Origin of the sequence: Pseudomonas sp. NyZ201, assembly GCF_049860765.1 — a bacterium.
Taxonomy (GTDB): Bacteria; Pseudomonadota; Gammaproteobacteria; order Pseudomonadales; family Pseudomonadaceae; genus Aquipseudomonas; species Aquipseudomonas bharatica.
Genome location: NZ_CP187557.1, coordinates 6067388 through 6083904, shown reverse-complemented (window position 1 = coordinate 6083904; position 16517 = coordinate 6067388). Strand labels below are relative to the sequence as shown.

The window sequence follows — 16517 nt, the reverse complement described above, 5'->3', positions numbered from 1 at the left end:
TTACTGAAAGACCGCCGTCGAGGCGGTCTTTCTTGTTCTGCGGCACCTGATAGTTCTGTCAGTTACGGGCTGATGGGTGGGGTTATACAATCCGTGGCATTTCCTGACGGATGCCGGAGAGATAAGCGATGGCCCCCTCAACTGACGCCGCACAACCCTCATGTAGGCAATCTGGGCGCATTGGCTTCAATGGCGAGCTGCTGGAATGCATGACCGGCCACTACCTGCTCGGCAACGGTTATCGCGCCTATAGCCCGGTGCTGATGATCTTCATCCAGCCGGACAGCTGGAGCCCGTTCGGGGCAGGTGGGCTCAATGCCTATGCTTATTGCGAGGGGGATCCGGTCAATGCCGCCGATCCGACTGGCCATATGCCGTTTCGTCTCTTGTTTCCGTCCGCTCGCGTGAGTGGGCCGCCGTCCCCTCCCCGCTATAACATACCGGCCGTTCTCCCTGAACTGTCGGGAAGTGAGGTCGCTGAAATCCTTGCGGGTCTTGCGTCACATCCGGTGCCCGGCTCGTCTGCGGGGAGGGTATCGCCTGAGCCTGTCTGGCCCTCGGCAAGGTTTTCGCCTCCTCCTATCCTGACTGGAACTGCACCTGCGGCCCCTCAACCGAGTTCAGCGTCGCCCACTCCCGCGGGAAGCGCAGGACCATCTGGGGGCGTACGGGCGTCTCATCGTCACGACGTCGATTACCGGCGCCTTGAGCAGGAGATTGAACGCATGGTTCCCGCTTACGACGCAAGGGGTATCATTCGCCTGTCCAAAGAAAAATTCAGCAGAATTCCCGTTTTAAAGGAGCTGCACTGGCAATTGCTGCGGCGCCCGGGCGAGCCTAGGCCCCAGTACGCCACAAGGGAGCTAGCGCCACAAATCAAACAAACTGATCTCTCGAAGCTGGCAGATCAAGCCATGCTTAACGGCGCTATTAGAAAAGCGCGATTCTATGTACGTTTGCGAAACAGTTTTAGGGAGCAGAATCGTAGAAGTCGTCGCAACGATTAGGGGCTTCCGTCGAGAAGAGATACAGCAGGGCGGTGCTGCCGGTGCTCTGATACGTCGGTCAAGCTGAACCGAGGTAGGGCCGCAATGCGGCCCCACTTTTTTCCTGGCAGGCCGTACCTGATAGTTCTGCCAGTTATGGACGCAGCCACGCTGTTATACGCTTGGGCGAATCTCCATTTCGGGGAACCTAACGGTGAGAGGCCAGGGCATCATGCATACGCTAAAGACCTTGCTCGGTTTCAACGGCGAGCTGTTCGAGCCCGGCACCGGCCATTACCTGCTAGGCAGCGGCTACCGCGCTTTCAGCCCGGTGCTGATGATCTTCAGCCAGCCGGACAGCTGGAGCCCGTTCGGGGCTGGTGGGCTCAACCCTTACTGTTATTGCGTTGGCGATCCGGTCAATTATCGTGATTCTTCCGGTCATTTTCCCTGGGGAGGTGGCTTGCCTCCCAACCGATCATGGCCGTTAGCGAGGATTTCGCCACAAAGTCATTCACTGCGCAGGACGCCAACGATGCCAAGGGTGCCGGTTCCTGCTGCTGTCGCAGGTGGTAGCAGCCGAGCAAATGGGCGAAACGTTGCTGATGTGCCTGTGCAGGTGCCTTCGTCCGACAGGGTGCCGGAAGCGGTTACGCCTGAGGCCTGGACGCTCCCTCCGGTCACTCCGCCGCCATCCCCCGCTTCAGTCGCATCGTTTCAGGTGATGCCGCCATCACCCGTGCAACAGCATGTGTCGGTTTCCCGAGCACCAAACCCCGGTGCAGAGGCGGGCACGCCCCAGGGCAGTGCTGCCCCCGTGGCTATCGGCCCTTCGATGCAAGGCAATAATGGCCAGGGTTCGAGCCCGCCGCAGCCTGGGACTTCGCAACAGACGACGCGTGCCATGAAAGATGCAGTACGCCGGTTGTATGGTCTTGAAGTGTCCGACGAATCTGCGAAACGGTTGGCTCGAACAATGCTCGAGCGGGCAATCGCGAAGCTGAGAAGAAATGAATAGCCCGGTTCAGCACAGGCCAGCCCCTGGAGGTTCGCCTTCGGCACGGCTGGCGTTCAATGGCGAATTGCTCGAGTCATCCACAGGCGTTTATTTCCTGGGCAACGGTTACCGGGTGTTCAGCCCGTTGTTGATGATCTTCATCCAGCCGGACAGCTGGAGCCCGTTCGGGGCGGGTGGGCTCAATGCCTATGCTTATTGCAAGGGGGATCCGGTCAATGCTGCCGATCCTACCGGCCATATGCCATTCCTGGGCCCGATGCGGTTGAATGGCGGATTCAAGGCGCCGGCTTTCAGCCCTTATGGCAGCCGACCCGGCAGCCCTTTCACTGCGAGTGCACAAGCCTCCCGATACCTCGCGGATTTCATTGGAGAACCCGCGACGATACCGCCCGTGGTCGCGGTGGGGTCGCCGGTAGGTCTTGCTTCGGCTCCCGTTTCGCCTTCTCGTTCCACAGCTCCTTCGCCCCAACCTTCGCATCTGTCCTCTCCATCGAGTCCGGCCTTGGCATCTTCGAACGTACGCAGGAAGCGCTTGGGTACCGCCAGTTACAGGAGACAGATAGAGAAGCATAAAGTCGCGAGGCAGGAGATGAAAGAACACATAGCGAAGGCAATCCCCGACATGATTGATTCAAGAAACGCGGCGGGTATCCAAGACCTTGCTGCTGGCAATTACGAAAGAAGAACAGCGGTTTTGCAGGAGTTGTATGCGAATCTACCGCTTACAGAGGGCGTGCGTAATCATACACGTCGTGCACATGGGCGGATCACGCTTCAAACATGGCATCTCACATGGCTGGAGAATAATGCACTTAGAAGTGATCAGCGCGATATGGTTTTCTATCGGGCGCTGCGTAACTATTTCTGGCCGGCTTAAACAGATGGAAATTTCTGCCTGCCATGTTTCAGTCGTGCAATGAACAGCACTTCAACGTGAAGTCGACGCGACCTGACACTTCTACCAGTTATGAACGCAGCCACATTGTTATACGCTTGGGCCATTCTCCAGTCAGGTGATGGATCATGACGATGAAAAAACCGGGCACACGGCATCTGCCCAAGGCTTCGCTCGCTTTCAATGGCGAGTTGTTCGAGTCGTGGACCGGTCACTGTCTTTTGGGCAAAGGTTATCGTGCCTACAGCCCGTTGTTGATGATCTTCATCCAGCCGGACAGCTGGAGCCCGTTCGGGGCGGGTGGGCTCAATGCCTACGCTTACTGCGAGGGGGACCCTGTCAATCTTGCCGACCCTAGCGGTCACGTGCCGATCTTGCCGGGTATGTGGCGTCAAAGGACGTATCTACCCGCGCCGACTGTGCATATAGCCCGCCATTCAAGTCCCGGTGTACTTCTCGATCTTTCCAGACGAGCCACTGTCCAGCCCTCGGCGACACAGATCGCATCGCGATCCGACAGGTTGCTGTCTGTACCGGAGCAGCAGGAGCCCTTGAACTTGTCTGCGGGACATGAACCCGGCTCCAATACGGGCGCATTGTCGCCTGGGTTCCCACCTGTCCGCGAGCGTTCTCCAGTGGCTCAACCCCGGCGATCTCCTCGGCTCAGCACATCCCGGGTGCGCCGTGTAAACCAACTTTCGTTGAGAAATGAGAGGAAGTTGAGGAAAGCGATCAAGCAGAGGAACGACGCGGCGGTTGACGTGATAGTCAAGGAGCGCGGTGGCGTAACATCTTTTCGCAGGATCATGAATGAAATGATGCCAATGCGTGATCAGCGTCCTCATGGGCTGATGCGAGACGCAGCGTTCCAAAGGGGGGATTACAATATATTACGGGATTACGGGCTGATAGAGCCTCTCTCGAGCCAGGACCCGAACTTGCGCCAGTTTCTCCAGGGTATTTACCGCTACCTGCGCTAGCCGTTCATGCTGCCAAGCGCTTGGACCGTCCAGGTTTACCCGCGATCAAGATAGTGAATTCACCGGACGTATCGCGGGTGAGTCCGGTCTCACTGGGGGGGCGCGGTAAGGGCGCGATTTGAGTGCTATACATATTCGATAACGGTATTTAAAAATTTATTTTTATACCCTTAGAGTCTTTCCTACGGAGGCTACCCGCCTCGCCCCAAGTCAGCAAGCGCCCGTCTACCCCGGGCCGGTCCGGGAAAGACCAGTTCATGACCTTCGATTTCGCGTTCATCCTCAGCACGCTCCCGGCTTTTCTCAAGGCCGTGGGCGTTACCCTGCAGGTGGGCCTGATTGCCATCGCCACCTCGCTGGTGGTGGCGCTGATCAATGCGCCGATCCTGCTTTACCGTATCCCCGTTCTGCACCGCCTGGTCGCCCTCTACGTGGAGCTGGCGCGCAATACACCGCTGTTGATCCAGCTGTTCTTCGTGTATTTCGCCCTGCCCGCCCTGGGCGTGAAGATTTCCGGTTTCGCTGCCGCCATCATCACCATGACCTTCCTCGGCGGCGCCTACCTCACCGAGGTCCTGCGGGCCGGTGTCGAGGCGGTACCGGCAGCGCAACTGGAGTCTGGCCGCTCCATCGGCCTTTCCGAACTGCAGCTGCTGCGCCATGTGATCCTGCCCCAGGCCGGCCTGCTGAGCCTGCCGGCGCTGTTCGCCAACTTCATCTTCCTGCTCAAGGAAACCACCGTGGTTTCGGCGGTGGCGGTGCCGGAGATTCTCTACACCACCAAGAGCTATATCGCCCTGTACTACAAGACCTACGAAATGCTCGCAGTGATGACGCTGATCTGCATCCTGCTGTTCCTTCCGCTATCGCTGCTGTTGAGCCGCCTGGAACGGAGGCTGCAACATGGCCAGTTCGGGTCTTGAGCTGTTGCTGGTGTCCCTGCCGCAACTGGGCAAGGGCGCCGCGCAAACCCTGGCGATCTCAGGGCTGGGAATTCTGTTCGCAACCCTCGGCGGCGTGCTCTATGGCGTGCTGGCGACGCTAGGCAAGCACGGGGTGAACATCGTCCTGCGCATCTACCTGGAGCTGTTCCGCGCCATCCCGGTGCTGGTCTGGCTGTACCTGCTGTTCTTCGGCTTGCCGATCTTCCTCGGTGTCAGCCTGCCAAGCTTCTGGTGCGCGGTGCTGGTGCTGGCCTTGTGGGGCGCCAGCGAAGTGGGCGAGGTGGTGCGCGGCGCGTTGCTGTCGCTGCCCCGTGGCCAACGCGAGGCGGGGTTGTCCATCGGCCTGTCCGGCTGGCAGTTGTACGGCTACGTGTTGCTGCCCCAGGCCCTGAAGCGCATGACCCCGCCAACCATCAACGTCTACACGCGGATCATCAAGACCAGCTCGCTGGCGGTGCTGATCGGTGTGGTGGATGTGATCAAGGTCGGCCAGCAGATCATCGAGCGCACCTATGAGTCGGTGCTGATCTACGGCGCGCTGTTCCTGTTCTTCTTCTTTATCTGTTACCCGCTGTCGGCCGCTTCCCGCGCGCTGGAGCGGCGCTGGACGCACGCATGAGCGCATTGATCGAGTTCAAGGGTTTCAACAAGTTCTTCGGCGAGCACCGGGTGCTCAACGACATCGACCTGTCGGTACGGGCCGGCGAAGTGGTGGTCATCCTCGGGCCGAGCGGCTGCGGCAAAAGCACCTTGCTGCGCTGCCTCAATGGCCTGGAATCCGCCCACGGCGGCAGCCTGAAACTGGAGGGGCGCGAACTGCTCGACCCGAAGACCGACTGGCGCGAGATCCGACAGCAGGTCGGCATGGTGTTCCAGAGCTACCACCTGTTCGGCCATATGACCGTGCTCGACAACCTGCTGCTCGGCCCGCTCAAGGTGCAGAAGCGCCAGCGCGCCGAGGCCGTGGCCCAGGCCGAGGCGCTGCTGGCCCGGGTCGGCCTGCTGGACAAGCGTGATGCCTATCCGCGCCAGCTGTCCGGCGGCCAGCAGCAACGTATCGCCATCGTCCGCTCGCTGTGCATGAACCCGCGGGTGATGCTGTTCGACGAGGTGACCGCCGCCCTCGATCCGGAAATGGTCAAGGAAGTGCTACAGGTGATCCAGGGCCTGGCCCGGGACGGCATGACCCTGCTCATCGTCACCCACGAAATGGCCTTCGCCCGCGCGGTGGCCGACCGCATCGTGTTCATGGAAGCCGGCAGGATCCTTGAACAACGCTCCCCCGAGAGCTTCTTTACGAACCCGCAGACCGCACGCGCGCAGCAGTTCCTGGAGAAATTCTCCTATGTCGAAAGCCTGCCCGAGAAACCTCAAAAGGAACTGATATGAAAACTGCCAAGACGTCCAAGCTCCTGCTTTCACTGTTCGGCCTGGCCCTGCTGGCTGGCTGCGACAAGGCCGCCGAAGCGCCGAAAACCGCGACCGCCGCCGCGCCGGCCCCGGCCACCGCCAGCTACCTGGACACCATCAAGGCCCGGGACAAGCTGATCGTCGGCGTATTCACCGACAAGCCGCCGTTCGGCTTCGTCGATGAAACCGGCCGCTATGTCGGCTTTGATACCGATATCGGTCGCGCCTTCGCCAAGTCGCTGCTGGGCGACGAGAACAAGGTGGAATTCGTTGCGGTCGAGCCGGCCAGCCGCATTCCCTTCCTGCAAAGCGACAAGGTCGATCTGATCCTGGCCAACATGACCGTCACCCCGGAGCGCAAGGAGGCGGTGGAATTCACCAACCCCAACCTGCGCGTTGCGGTGCAGGCACTGGTGGCCGATGGCAGCAGCGTGAAGAAGCTCGATGACCTGGCCGACAAGACCACCATCGTCACCACCGGCACCACCGCCGATATCTGGCTGACCAAGAACCATCCGGACTGGAAACTGCTCAAGTTCGAAAAGAACAGCGAGTCGCTGCAGGCCCTGGCCAATGGCCGTGGTGATGCCTACGCGCAGGACAACCTGATCCTGTTCAGCTGGTCCAAGCAGAACCCGGGCTACCGCGTGCTTCCGGAGTTCCTCGGCGAAGAAGCACCGATCGCCCCGGCGGTGAAGAAAGGCAACATCGAACTGCGCGACTGGGTCAACGCCGAGCTGGCGCGCCTGGGCGAGGAGAAATTCCTGCACAAGCTGTATGACCAGTACGTGCGCAAGGAACTGAGCGACGACACCAAGCCGGAAAGCGTGATCGTCGAAGGGGGCAAGTGGCAGGGTTGATACCCGCCGGGGCCTGCCGCTCGTCGAACCTGATAGTTCTGTCAGGTTCGCGGCAGGCCTCGGGTCTTTATCCTGTGGCGTATGTATCCGCTTCAGGCACCGACCATGTCCACGCCGACCGAACCGCCTCGTCCTCGTACCCAGCGCAATGCCGGAGGCGGGTGGTCAGGCTTCAATGGCCAACTCCTCGAGCCCCGCACCGGTCACTACCTGCTCGGAAGCGGCTACCGCGCCTATAACCCGGTGCTGATGCACTTCAACAACCCCGACGCGCTGAGCCCTTTTGCCCGGGGTGGGTTGAATGGCTATGCCTATTGCCTGGGGGATCCGGTCAATCTGCTGGATCCTGATGGACGAGCGGGTTGGTTGATGACGCAGTTTAGAAAACTCTTCAGACCATTTTCCAAGACCACTCCTCCAAAAGCGTTGCCTCCCGTGCCGTCTTCGGGTGGGGCGAATGCCTTGGGAACAACTAGCAAAGCTAAACATCCGGTTGCGTCCATGCGGGGGAGAAAACTACCTGAGCCTCCAGATTCACCAGCATCGTCGTCCCGGAGTATTGATCCTGCAGATGCCGTGGAAGACGGGCCCGTACATCTATCGAGTCAGGGGGTGCGTATTCACCCGAACCCACAGGCAGAGTCCGCACAAGGCGCACGGACACAGGCGTGGATCGATAGCCGTTTGGTCCCTCGGGAATCAACACGGAGCAAGAGCGCTCGCTTAGGGCAAAACCCTGGCAAGCCCAACAAAAGGAACGTCGATCGTGTAGGTAGCGTTCGCAACGTGATCCGCACGAATGATTCGGAAATGAATCCAGACGGATGGTTATGAGATCAAGCTGATGGACAGATTGATAGCTTCACTGTCGGGCTCGGTACCGCCCGCCGCAAGCCTCGGGTTCAATGGCGAGCGCATCGAGCCCCGCACCGGCCATTACCTGCTGGGTCTCGGCTACCGCGCCTATAACCCGGTGCTCATGCGCTTCAACGCGCCGGACAGCAAGAGCCCTTTCGAGCGCGGTGGCTTGAATGCCTATGGGTATTGCCTGGGTGATCCTGTCAACAGGATCGATCCCGACGGGCATGCTCCTCTGTCGGCGCTTTTGCTTTACGCGTCAAAGCGCAGCGGGTATCCCACCCATAAGATGGCCCCAATGCCGAAAGGCGGGGTGTTTACTCCGCCTTACCATGAGCATTACGTGAACGGGAAAAGAGTGAGCCGCTCCGACAGTCTTTCCTCGCTTGACGAACTTGCGGCGCTTGCCCAGCGCACCAAGGAAGCACGGAAAAGCAAAGTGCCTGATCCCGGATCCGACAAACCCGTCGAAGAGCCGAAAGCGCCTGACGAGCCGCCCGTTACGATGTTGTATCCGACCGATAAGACACCATTCCTGACCACTTCGGACGGCACCAGGTTCTACCAGGCGGGCCTGGTGCTGCATCCGCCCAAGGCGGGCAAGATGGAACGGCTGCGCAAATTTGCGGTACGCAAAGTCAACCGCGTGCTGGGGATTCGCGATACCTCGCGCTGACTCCATGGGTGCCGGACCTCGACGCCAATAGCCAATTGAACCAATCACCCCCCGCGGTTGACTGATTTACCTCAGGGCTCTGTAAGAGAGTTCTCATTGTTGCGTGGGCAGTAATCAAAGCCTGATCTACGCTAACAATCGCATTAATCACATTCCCCTCCGAACCGGCCCATGCAAAGGAGCCCGCATGAAGTTGTCGCGTTCTTGTTCGTTGATTTTCCTGGGGCTGGCGCTGGGGTTGACGGGTTGCCGCGACAAGCCGGCCGAAGAGCCGCAGCATCCGCGCGTGACGGTGCAGAAGGTCGAGACTGGCGATTTCTCCCCGCGGGTCACCCTCACCGGTGATGTTCAGGCCCAGGTACATAGCGACCTGTCGTTCCGGGTGGGCGGCAAGATCATTTCCCGCAGCGTCGACGTGGGCGATCACGTCAAGGCCAACCAGGTGCTGGCGCGCCTGGACCCCAAGGACCTGCAAACCAATGTCGATTCGGCCAATGCCGAGGTGCTGGCCGCGCGTGCGCGGGTGACGCAAAGCTCGGCGGCCTTCGTGCGCCAGCAGAAACTCCTGCCCAAGGGCTACACCAGCCAGAGCGAGTACGACTCGGCCCAGGCCGCACTGCGCAGCAGCCAGAGCGCCCTGAAAGCCGCCGAGGCGCAACTGGCCAACGCCAAGGAGCAGCTGAGCTACACCGCGCTGGTGGCCGATGCCGCCGGGGTCATCACCGAGCGCCAGGCCGAGGTCGGCCAGGTGGTCCAGGCCACGGTGCCGATCTTCAGCCTGGCCCGGGATGGCGGGCGTGACGCGGTGTTCAATGTCTATGAATCGTTGCTGCTGGCGCCGGAGAGCGAGCAGGCGATCACCGTCAGCCTGATCGACGACCCCAAGGTGCAGGCCACCGGGCATGTGCGCGAGATCACCCCGACGGTGTCCGCCCAGAGCGGCACGGTGCAGATCAAGATCGCCCTGGACAAGGTACCGCCGGGCATGGACCTCGGTTCGGCGGTCAGTGCCGCCGGCAATGCCCAGGGCAAGCCGGGCATCGAGCTGCCCTGGTCGGCGCTGACCAAGGAACTGCGCGAGCCGGCGGTATGGCTGGTGGAGGAGGACAGCAAGGTGCGCCTGCAGAAGGTCAAGGTCGGGCGTTACCTGACCGGCGAAGTAGTGATCAGCGAGGGCCTTGAGGCCGGCCAGCAGGTGGTGGTGCTCGGCGCCCAGTTGCTGCACCCCGGCATGCAGGTGGAAGTCGTCGATGAGGCCAAGGCAGGGTTGGGTCAATGAGAACATCCGTGATGCTGGCGGGCTGCCTGTTGCTGGTGGCCTGCGGCGGTGAGAAAGAAAAGCCCGAGCCGATCCGCCCGGTGCTGTCGGCCGAGGTGAAGACCCAGGATGCACTCGACCTCGGGCGTTTTGCGGGCACTATCCAGGCCCGCTATGAAAGTACCCTGGGCTTTCGCGTGGGCGGACGCATCGCGCGGCGCTGGGTCGATGTCGGCGCCACGGTGAAGGCGGGCGACGTGCTGGCGAGCCTTGACCCCACCGACCAGCGCAACCAGTTGCGCGCCGCCGAAGGCGACTTGGCGAAGATCGAGGCGCAGTGGATCAACGCCCAGGCCAATGCCCGTCGCCAGCAGCAACTGTACGACCGCGGTGTCGGCGCCCAGGCGCAACTGGACATCGCCCAGACCGACCTGAAAACCACCGCTGCCAGCCGCGAGCAGGCCCGGGCGGCGGTGCAGCAGGCCAGGGACCAGCTCGGCTACGCGGAATTGCGCAGCGATCACGCTGCCGTGGTGACCGACTGGCAGGCCGAGGCCGGGCAGACCGTGGCGGCGGGGCAGGCGGTGGTCACCCTGGCCCGCCCGGACGTCAGGGAGGCGGTGATCGACCTGCCCACCTACCTCGCCGATGACCTGGCCCAGGGCGTTGAATTCACCGTGATGGCGCAACTCGACAACAGCATTCATACCAGTGCGGTGGTACGTGAGATCGAACCCCAGGCCGATGCCAGCACCCGCACCCGGCGTGCGCGCCTGACCCTGCGGGAAACCCCGGAGGCCTTCCGCCTCGGCACCTCGATCAGCGTCAGCCTGAGTTCGGCAGTGAATCCGCGCAGCGAGATTCCGGCCAGCGCCCTGCAGGAAGTCGAAGGCAAGAGCCAGGTGTGGATCGTCGATACCCGGCAGAAAGTGGTGAATCCGCGGGAGGTTCAGGTGCTGCAACGAGGACAGGATTCGGTATTGCTGGCGTCGGGGGTGCAGCCCGGCGAGCGGGTCGTTACTGCCGGGGTGAACAGCCTCAAGCCGGGGCAGAAGGTCATGGTCGATGAGGAAGGGACGCGATGAAAGGAAGCTTCAACCTCTCCGAATGGGCCCTGCGCCATCAATCGTTCGTCTGGTACCTGATGTTCGTTGCCCTGTTGATGGGGGTGTTTTCCTATCTGAACCTGGGGCGTGAGGAAGACCCGTCCTTCACCATCAAGACCATGGTCATCCAGACGCGCTGGCCCGGCGCGACCCAGGACGAAACCCTGTTGCAGGTCACCGACCGCATCGAAAAGAAGCTCGAGGAACTGGACTCTCTCGACTACGTGAAAAGCTACACCCGGCCGGGCGAATCGACGGTCTACGTGTACCTGCGCGACACCACCAAGGCCGAGGACATTCCGCAGATCTGGTACCAGGTGCGCAAGAAGGTCCAGGACATCCGCGGCGAGTTCCCCCAGGGCATCCAGGGCCCGGGGTTCAACGACGAGTTCGGCGACGTCTACGGTTCGATCTACGCCTTCACCGCCGACGGCCTGAGCATGCGCGAGCTGCGCGATTATGTGGAACAGGTCCGTGCCGAGATCCGCACCGTGCCCAACCTGGGCAAGATCGAGATGATCGGCACCCAGGACGAAGTGCTCTACCTCAACTTCTCCACCCGCAAGCTGGCGGCGCTGGGCATCGACCAGCGGCAAGTGGTCCAGGCCCTGCAGGCACAGAATGCGGTGACCCCGGCGGGGGTGATCGAAGCCGGGCCGGAGCGGATTTCCGTGCGCACCAGCGGCCAGTTCGCCTCGGAAAAGGATCTGGCCGAGGTCAACCTGCGCCTCGACGATCGCTTCTATCGCCTGGCCGATATAGCCGAAATCCGTCGTGGCTACGTCGATCCGCCGACGGTGCAGTTCCGCTACAACGGGCATGACGCCATCGGCCTGGCCATCGGCATGAAGGCCGGCGGCAACATGCAGGTGTTCGGCAAGCAATTGCAGGATCGCATGGACCAGCTCATCACCGAGCTGCCGGTGGGCGTTGGCGTTTACACCGTGTCCGACCAGGCGGTGGTGGTGAAGGAGGCGGTCGGCGGCTTCACCAGTGCGCTGTTCGAGGCGGTGGTGATCGTGCTGCTGGTGAGCTTCGTCAGCCTCGGCCTGCGCGCCGGTCTGGTGGTGGCCTGCTCGATCCCGCTGGTGCTGGCGATGGTCTTCGTCTTCATGGAATACAGCGGCATCACCATGCAGCGGATCTCCCTCGGCGCCCTGATCATTGCCCTCGGCCTGCTGGTGGACGATGCCATGATCACCGTGGAGGTGATGGTCACCCGCCTGGAAATGGGCGAAAGCAAGGACCAGGCGGCGACCTTCGCCTACACCTCCACCGCCTTCCCGATGCTCACCGGGACCCTGGTCACCGTGGCCGGCTTCGTGCCCATCGGCCTCAATGCCAGCTCGGCGGGGGAGTACACCTTTACCCTGTTCGCGGTGATCGCCGTGGCGCTGATTGTCTCGTGGATCGTCGCGGTGCTGTTCGCCCCGGTACTGGGCGTGCACCTGTTGAGCACCAAGCTCAAGAAGCACGAGGAAAAGCCCGGACGCCTGGCCAATGCCTTCCATGGCGGCCTGGTCTGGTGCATGCGCCATCGCTGGCTGACCATCGTCGGCACGGTGCTGATCTTCGCCCTGTCGATCTTCTGCTTCCGTTTCGTGCAGAACCAGTTCTTCCCGGCGTCGGACCGTCCGGAATTGCTGGTGGACCTCAACCTGCCACAGAACGCCTCGATCGCCGAGACACGCAAGGCGGTGGATCGCCTCGAAGCCACCCTCAAGGACGACCCGGACGTGGTCCACTGGAGCTCCTATATCGGCCAGGGTGCGGTGCGTTTCTACCTGCCGCTCGACCAGCAGTTGCAGAACCCGTACTACGCGCAACTGGTGGTGGTGAGCAAGGGCCTGGAGTCGCGTGAGGCGCTCAAGGCGCGGCTGCAGAAGCGTTTGCGCGATGACTTCATCGGTATCGGCAGCAACGTCCAGTCGCTGGAAATGGGCCCGCCGGTGGGGCGGCCGATCCAGTACCGGGTCAGCGGCAAGGACATCGACCTGGTGCGCAAGCACGCGATCGACCTGGCGACCCTGCTCGACAGCAACCCGCATATCGGCGACATGATCTACGACTGGAACGAGCCGGGTAAGGTGCTGCGGGTGGACATCGCCCAGGACAAGGCGCGCCAGCTCGGCCTTTCGTCGGAGGACGTGGCCAACGTGATGCAGGCCATCGTCAGCGGCGCGCCGGTTACCGAAGTGAATGACAGCATCTACCTGATCGATGTGGTAGCGCGGGCCGAGGACAGCGAGCGGGGTTCGCCGCAGACCTTGCAGAACCTGCAGATCGTCACCCCCAATGGCACTTCGATCCCGCTGCTGGCATTCGCCACGGTGCGTTACGAGCTGGAGCAGCCGCTGGTCTGGCGCCGGGACCGCAAGCCGACCATCACCATCAAGGCCTCGGTGCGGGACGAAATCCAGCCCACCGACCTGGTGGCGCAGCTCAAGCCTAAGATCGACGAGTTCGCCAGCAAGCTGCCGGCAGGCTACGAAGTCGCCACCGGTGGTACGGTGGAGGAGAGCGCCAAGGCCCAAGGGCCGATCAGCAAGGTGATCCCGCTGATGCTGTTCCTCATGGCGACCTTCCTGATGATCCAGTTGCACAGCGTGCAGAAGCTGTTCCTGGTTGCCAGCGTCGCGCCGCTGGGGTTGATCGGCGTGGTCCTGGCGCTGGTGCCGACGGGCACGCCCATGGGCTTCGTGGCGATCCTCGGGATTCTCGCGCTGATCGGCATCATCATCCGCAACTCGGTGATCCTGGTGACGCAGATCGACGAATACGAAGCGCAGGGGTACACGCCATGGGATGCGGTGGTGGAGGCCACCAACCACCGGCGCCGGCCGATCCTGCTCACGGCGGCGGCGGCGAGCCTGGGCATGATCCCCATCGCCCGCGAAGTATTCTGGGGGCCGATGGCCTACGCCATGATCGGCGGGATCATCGTCGCCACCTTGCTGACGCTGCTGTTCCTGCCGGCGTTGTATGTGGCGTGGTACAGGATCAAGGAGCCGGAGCACACCGCATAACCTTGTGGGAGCGGGTTCACCCGCGATTGCTATGGTGGATTCACTACCGCAATCGCGGGTGAACCCGCTCCCACAGGGTAGACGCGTTGAATCAACCTCCTGCGACCCACACGGCATCCCAGTGTGGATAATCCCTGACTTTCTCCACTAACCCCGCCCTGATCGGATTGGCAATGATGTACCGGGCCACATCCCGAGTGTTGTCTTCCCGTCGGAGTGCAAAATCATAAAACCCTGCCTGCCATATTCGTCCGCGGGTCTGTCGAAGTCGGTTGATGGCATAGGCACTGCGGGATTTGAAACGCCTCATCAGAACATCCAGCGGTGTCTCGTGTAGTTCGACCAGCCAGTGGATGTGATCGGGCATCACCACCCAGGCAAGCGAGGTGCCAGCGCCCTCTTCCTGTGCCAGACGAAACTGTCGCACGACGGCACGGGCGAGCCACAGGTCTTGGAATAGAGGCTCCCGGTTTTCTACAGAACAAGTGAGAAAATAAAACCGTCCAGGTTCAGAGTAACGGCCAATGCGCAAGCGCTTGGAAGCAGGATAGGACATGGTGGAGCCCTTGAAAGTCGAAACTTTCAAGGTAGTAAACCCTTCTTTCTGTGACACCAGGCGTGTGATTCACCACATGTCTGGAAGCGGATCGCGGACACTGTGGGAGCGGGCTCACCCGCGACTACGGTGGTGGCGTCACTGACGTAATCGCGGGTGAACCCGCTCCCACAGGGGTGCGCGTCGCTTCAAGATCAGCGCTTGTTCAACCTGCGCGCCAACCGATCCCCACTCACCTGGATCAACGCCACCAGCACCACCAGCATGACGATCACCGTCAACATGATCTGGCTGTCGAAGCGCTGGTAGCCGTAGCGGTAGGCAATGTCTCCCAACCCGCCGGCACCGATGGCTCCGGCCATGGCGGAGGAGTTGATCATGGTCACCAGGGTGATGGTGAAGCCGCCGACGATCCCCGGCAGCGCCTCTGGCAACAGCACATGCCAGACGATATGCCAACGCCGGCAACCCATCGCCTGCGCCGCTTCGATCAGGCCGTGATCGACCTCGCGCAGGCTCACCTCGGCAATCCGTGCGAAGAACGGCGTTGCCGCGATGGTCAGCGGCACCACCGCAGCCCAGACGCCATAGGTGGTGCCGACGATCAGCCGGGTAAAGGGAATCAGCGCCACCATCAGGATCAGGAACGGAATCGAGCGGAACAGGTTGACGAACGCGCCCAGCACGCGGTTTACAGTGGGTGCTTCGAAGATCCCGCCCTTGCCGCTGGTGACCAGGATCACCGCCAGCGGAATCCCGACCAGCAAGGCGATCAGCGACGACACGCCGACCATCAGCAGGGTGTCGATCACCCCCTGCAACAAGCGATCAAACCACATAGCCCAGCACCTCCACCTGCGCGGCCCAGTGACGGGCACGTTCGATAATCGCCTCGTGCGCGTGCGGCGAGCCGGAAACCGACACCACCAACTGCCCCAAGGCCCGGTCCTGGATCGGTTCGATCCCGCCCTGCAACAGGCTGACCTTGCCACCCAGCGCTGCGAACAACGCGGCCAGGTCCGGTGCCTCGCGGTCCTGGCCGCTGATGCGCAAGCGCAGCACCAGTGCCGCGTTTGCATCCGGGGCCGTGGGCAGCAAGCGCTCCAGCAGCGACGGCGGCAGGGCTGGCTGCAATGGCGCGAGCAAGGTGCGACTGACGTCGTGCCGAGGGTCGCCGAAGACTTCCCAGACTTCGCCCTGCTCGACCACCCGCCCGCGCTCCAGCACCACCACGCGGTGGCAGATGTCGCGAATCACCGCCATCTCATGGGTAATCAGGACGATGGTCAGCCCCAGCCGCCGATTGATATCCCGCAGCAGCCCGAGAATCGATTCGGTGGTTTCCGGATCCAGGGCCGAGGTCGCTTCGTCGCACAGCAGGATCGCCGGGTCATGCACCAGCGCCCGGGCAATCCCCACACGCTGCTTCTGTCCGCCGGACAACTGCGCCGGGTAGACGTGATGCTTTTCCTGCAAGCCGACCAGCTCCAGCAGCGCTTCCACCTTGCGCCGTCGCTCGGCCTTGGGCACGCCGGCGACCTTCAGCGGCAGCTCGACGTTCTGCCAGACGGTCTTGGCCGACATCAGGTTGAAGTGCTGGAAGATCATGCCGATGCGCCGGCGCAGGGCGACCAGCTGGTCCTCGTCATACCCGGCGATATCCACCTGGTCGATCAGTACCCGCCCGCCGCTGGGCTGCTCCAGGCGGTTGATGGTGCGGATCAGCGACGACTTGCCGGCACCGCTGCGGCCGATGATGCCGAAGATCTCGCCGTGCTGGATGGTCAGGTCGATATCGGCCAGGGCCGGGGCATCCTGCCCCGGGTAGGTCTTGTGCAGGCCGATGAAGCGTACATGGGCGCTGTTCAGCTCCGGGTGCAGCACCCGGCGCACCGCTTCGAGCGGCGGCGCATCCAGCGCCACGCGGGCGTTGGCGATACCCAT

General features: G+C 62.1%; 12 protein-coding genes and 4 pseudogenes. 13 read left to right on the top strand and 3 right to left on the bottom strand.

Features of this window, described 5'->3' with window-relative positions; all coding sequences use genetic code 11:
* Positions 1–161: 161 nt before the first annotated feature.
* The 13 genes and pseudogenes from ACPFMA_RS27370 to ACPFMA_RS27310 all read left to right on the top strand — a co-directional run.
* A pseudogene (locus ACPFMA_RS27370) lies at positions 162–371 on the top strand (RHS repeat-associated core domain-containing protein); the annotation flags it as partial.
* Positions 372–1239: 868 nt separating this feature from the next.
* Positions 1240–1434, top strand: a pseudogene (locus ACPFMA_RS27365) (RHS repeat-associated core domain-containing protein); the annotation flags it as partial.
* Positions 1435–1996: 562 nt separating this feature from the next.
* Positions 1997–2881, top strand: a complete 885-nt coding sequence (locus tag ACPFMA_RS27360; RefSeq protein WP_425929348.1) for an RHS repeat-associated core domain-containing protein — start codon at positions 1997–1999, stop codon at positions 2879–2881.
* Between the two features lie 146 nt (positions 2882–3027).
* The gene (locus tag ACPFMA_RS27355) at positions 3028–3879 is read left to right on the top strand and encodes an RHS repeat-associated core domain-containing protein (protein ID WP_425929346.1); all 852 of its coding nucleotides are present in this window, start codon (positions 3028–3030) and stop codon (positions 3877–3879) included.
* A 257-nt stretch (positions 3880–4136) separates the two neighbouring features.
* Entirely contained in the window at positions 4137–4802 is a 666-nt protein-coding gene (locus ACPFMA_RS27350; protein WP_064303788.1) for an amino acid ABC transporter permease, read from the top strand.
* The gene (locus ACPFMA_RS27345) at positions 4783–5442 is read left to right on the top strand and encodes an amino acid ABC transporter permease (protein WP_009395983.1); all 660 of its coding nucleotides are present in this window, start codon (positions 4783–4785) and stop codon (positions 5440–5442) included. Before ACPFMA_RS27350 ends, ACPFMA_RS27345 begins: the two co-directional genes overlap by 20 nt.
* Positions 5439–6212 (top strand): amino acid ABC transporter ATP-binding protein, encoded by a 774-nt coding sequence (locus ACPFMA_RS27340; RefSeq protein ID WP_064303790.1) that lies wholly within the window; start codon positions 5439–5441, stop codon positions 6210–6212. Before ACPFMA_RS27345 ends, ACPFMA_RS27340 begins: the two co-directional genes overlap by 4 nt.
* Entirely contained in the window at positions 6209–7093 is an 885-nt protein-coding gene (locus tag ACPFMA_RS27335) for a transporter substrate-binding domain-containing protein (RefSeq protein WP_009395985.1), read from the top strand. The genes ACPFMA_RS27340 and ACPFMA_RS27335 overlap by 4 nt, the downstream gene beginning before the upstream one ends.
* Positions 7094–7237: 144 nt before the next feature.
* A pseudogene (locus ACPFMA_RS27330) lies at positions 7238–7462 on the top strand (RHS repeat-associated core domain-containing protein); the annotation flags it as partial.
* 529 nt (positions 7463–7991) lie between these two features.
* Positions 7992–8198: pseudogene (locus ACPFMA_RS27325) on the top strand (RHS repeat-associated core domain-containing protein); the annotation flags it as partial.
* A 616-nt stretch (positions 8199–8814) separates the two neighbouring features.
* The gene (locus tag ACPFMA_RS27320; RefSeq protein ID WP_425929342.1) at positions 8815–9906 is read left to right on the top strand and encodes an efflux RND transporter periplasmic adaptor subunit; all 1092 of its coding nucleotides are present in this window, start codon (positions 8815–8817) and stop codon (positions 9904–9906) included.
* Positions 9903–10970 (top strand): efflux RND transporter periplasmic adaptor subunit, encoded by a 1068-nt coding sequence (locus ACPFMA_RS27315; protein WP_425929340.1) that lies wholly within the window; start codon positions 9903–9905, stop codon positions 10968–10970. Before ACPFMA_RS27320 ends, ACPFMA_RS27315 begins: the two co-directional genes overlap by 4 nt.
* On the top strand, positions 10967–14017 hold the full coding sequence (locus ACPFMA_RS27310; protein ID WP_064303793.1) for an efflux RND transporter permease subunit: 3051 nt from the start codon (positions 10967–10969) through the stop codon (positions 14015–14017). Before ACPFMA_RS27315 ends, ACPFMA_RS27310 begins: the two co-directional genes overlap by 4 nt.
* Before the next feature lie 91 nt (positions 14018–14108).
* Here ACPFMA_RS27310 and ACPFMA_RS27305 read toward each other — a convergent pair whose 3' ends face one another.
* The 3 genes from ACPFMA_RS27305 to ACPFMA_RS27295 form a co-directional block, all read right to left on the bottom strand.
* On the bottom strand, positions 14109–14573 hold the full coding sequence (locus ACPFMA_RS27305; RefSeq protein WP_081263222.1) for an REP-associated tyrosine transposase: 465 nt from the start codon (positions 14571–14573) through the stop codon (positions 14109–14111).
* Positions 14574–14767: 194 nt separating this feature from the next.
* Entirely contained in the window at positions 14768–15412 is a 645-nt protein-coding gene (locus tag ACPFMA_RS27300; protein WP_279900833.1) for a methionine ABC transporter permease, read from the bottom strand.
* The gene (locus tag ACPFMA_RS27295; protein ID WP_420058821.1) at positions 15402–16517 is read right to left on the bottom strand and encodes a methionine ABC transporter ATP-binding protein; all 1116 of its coding nucleotides are present in this window, start codon (positions 16515–16517) and stop codon (positions 15402–15404) included. Before ACPFMA_RS27295 ends, ACPFMA_RS27300 begins: the two co-directional genes overlap by 11 nt.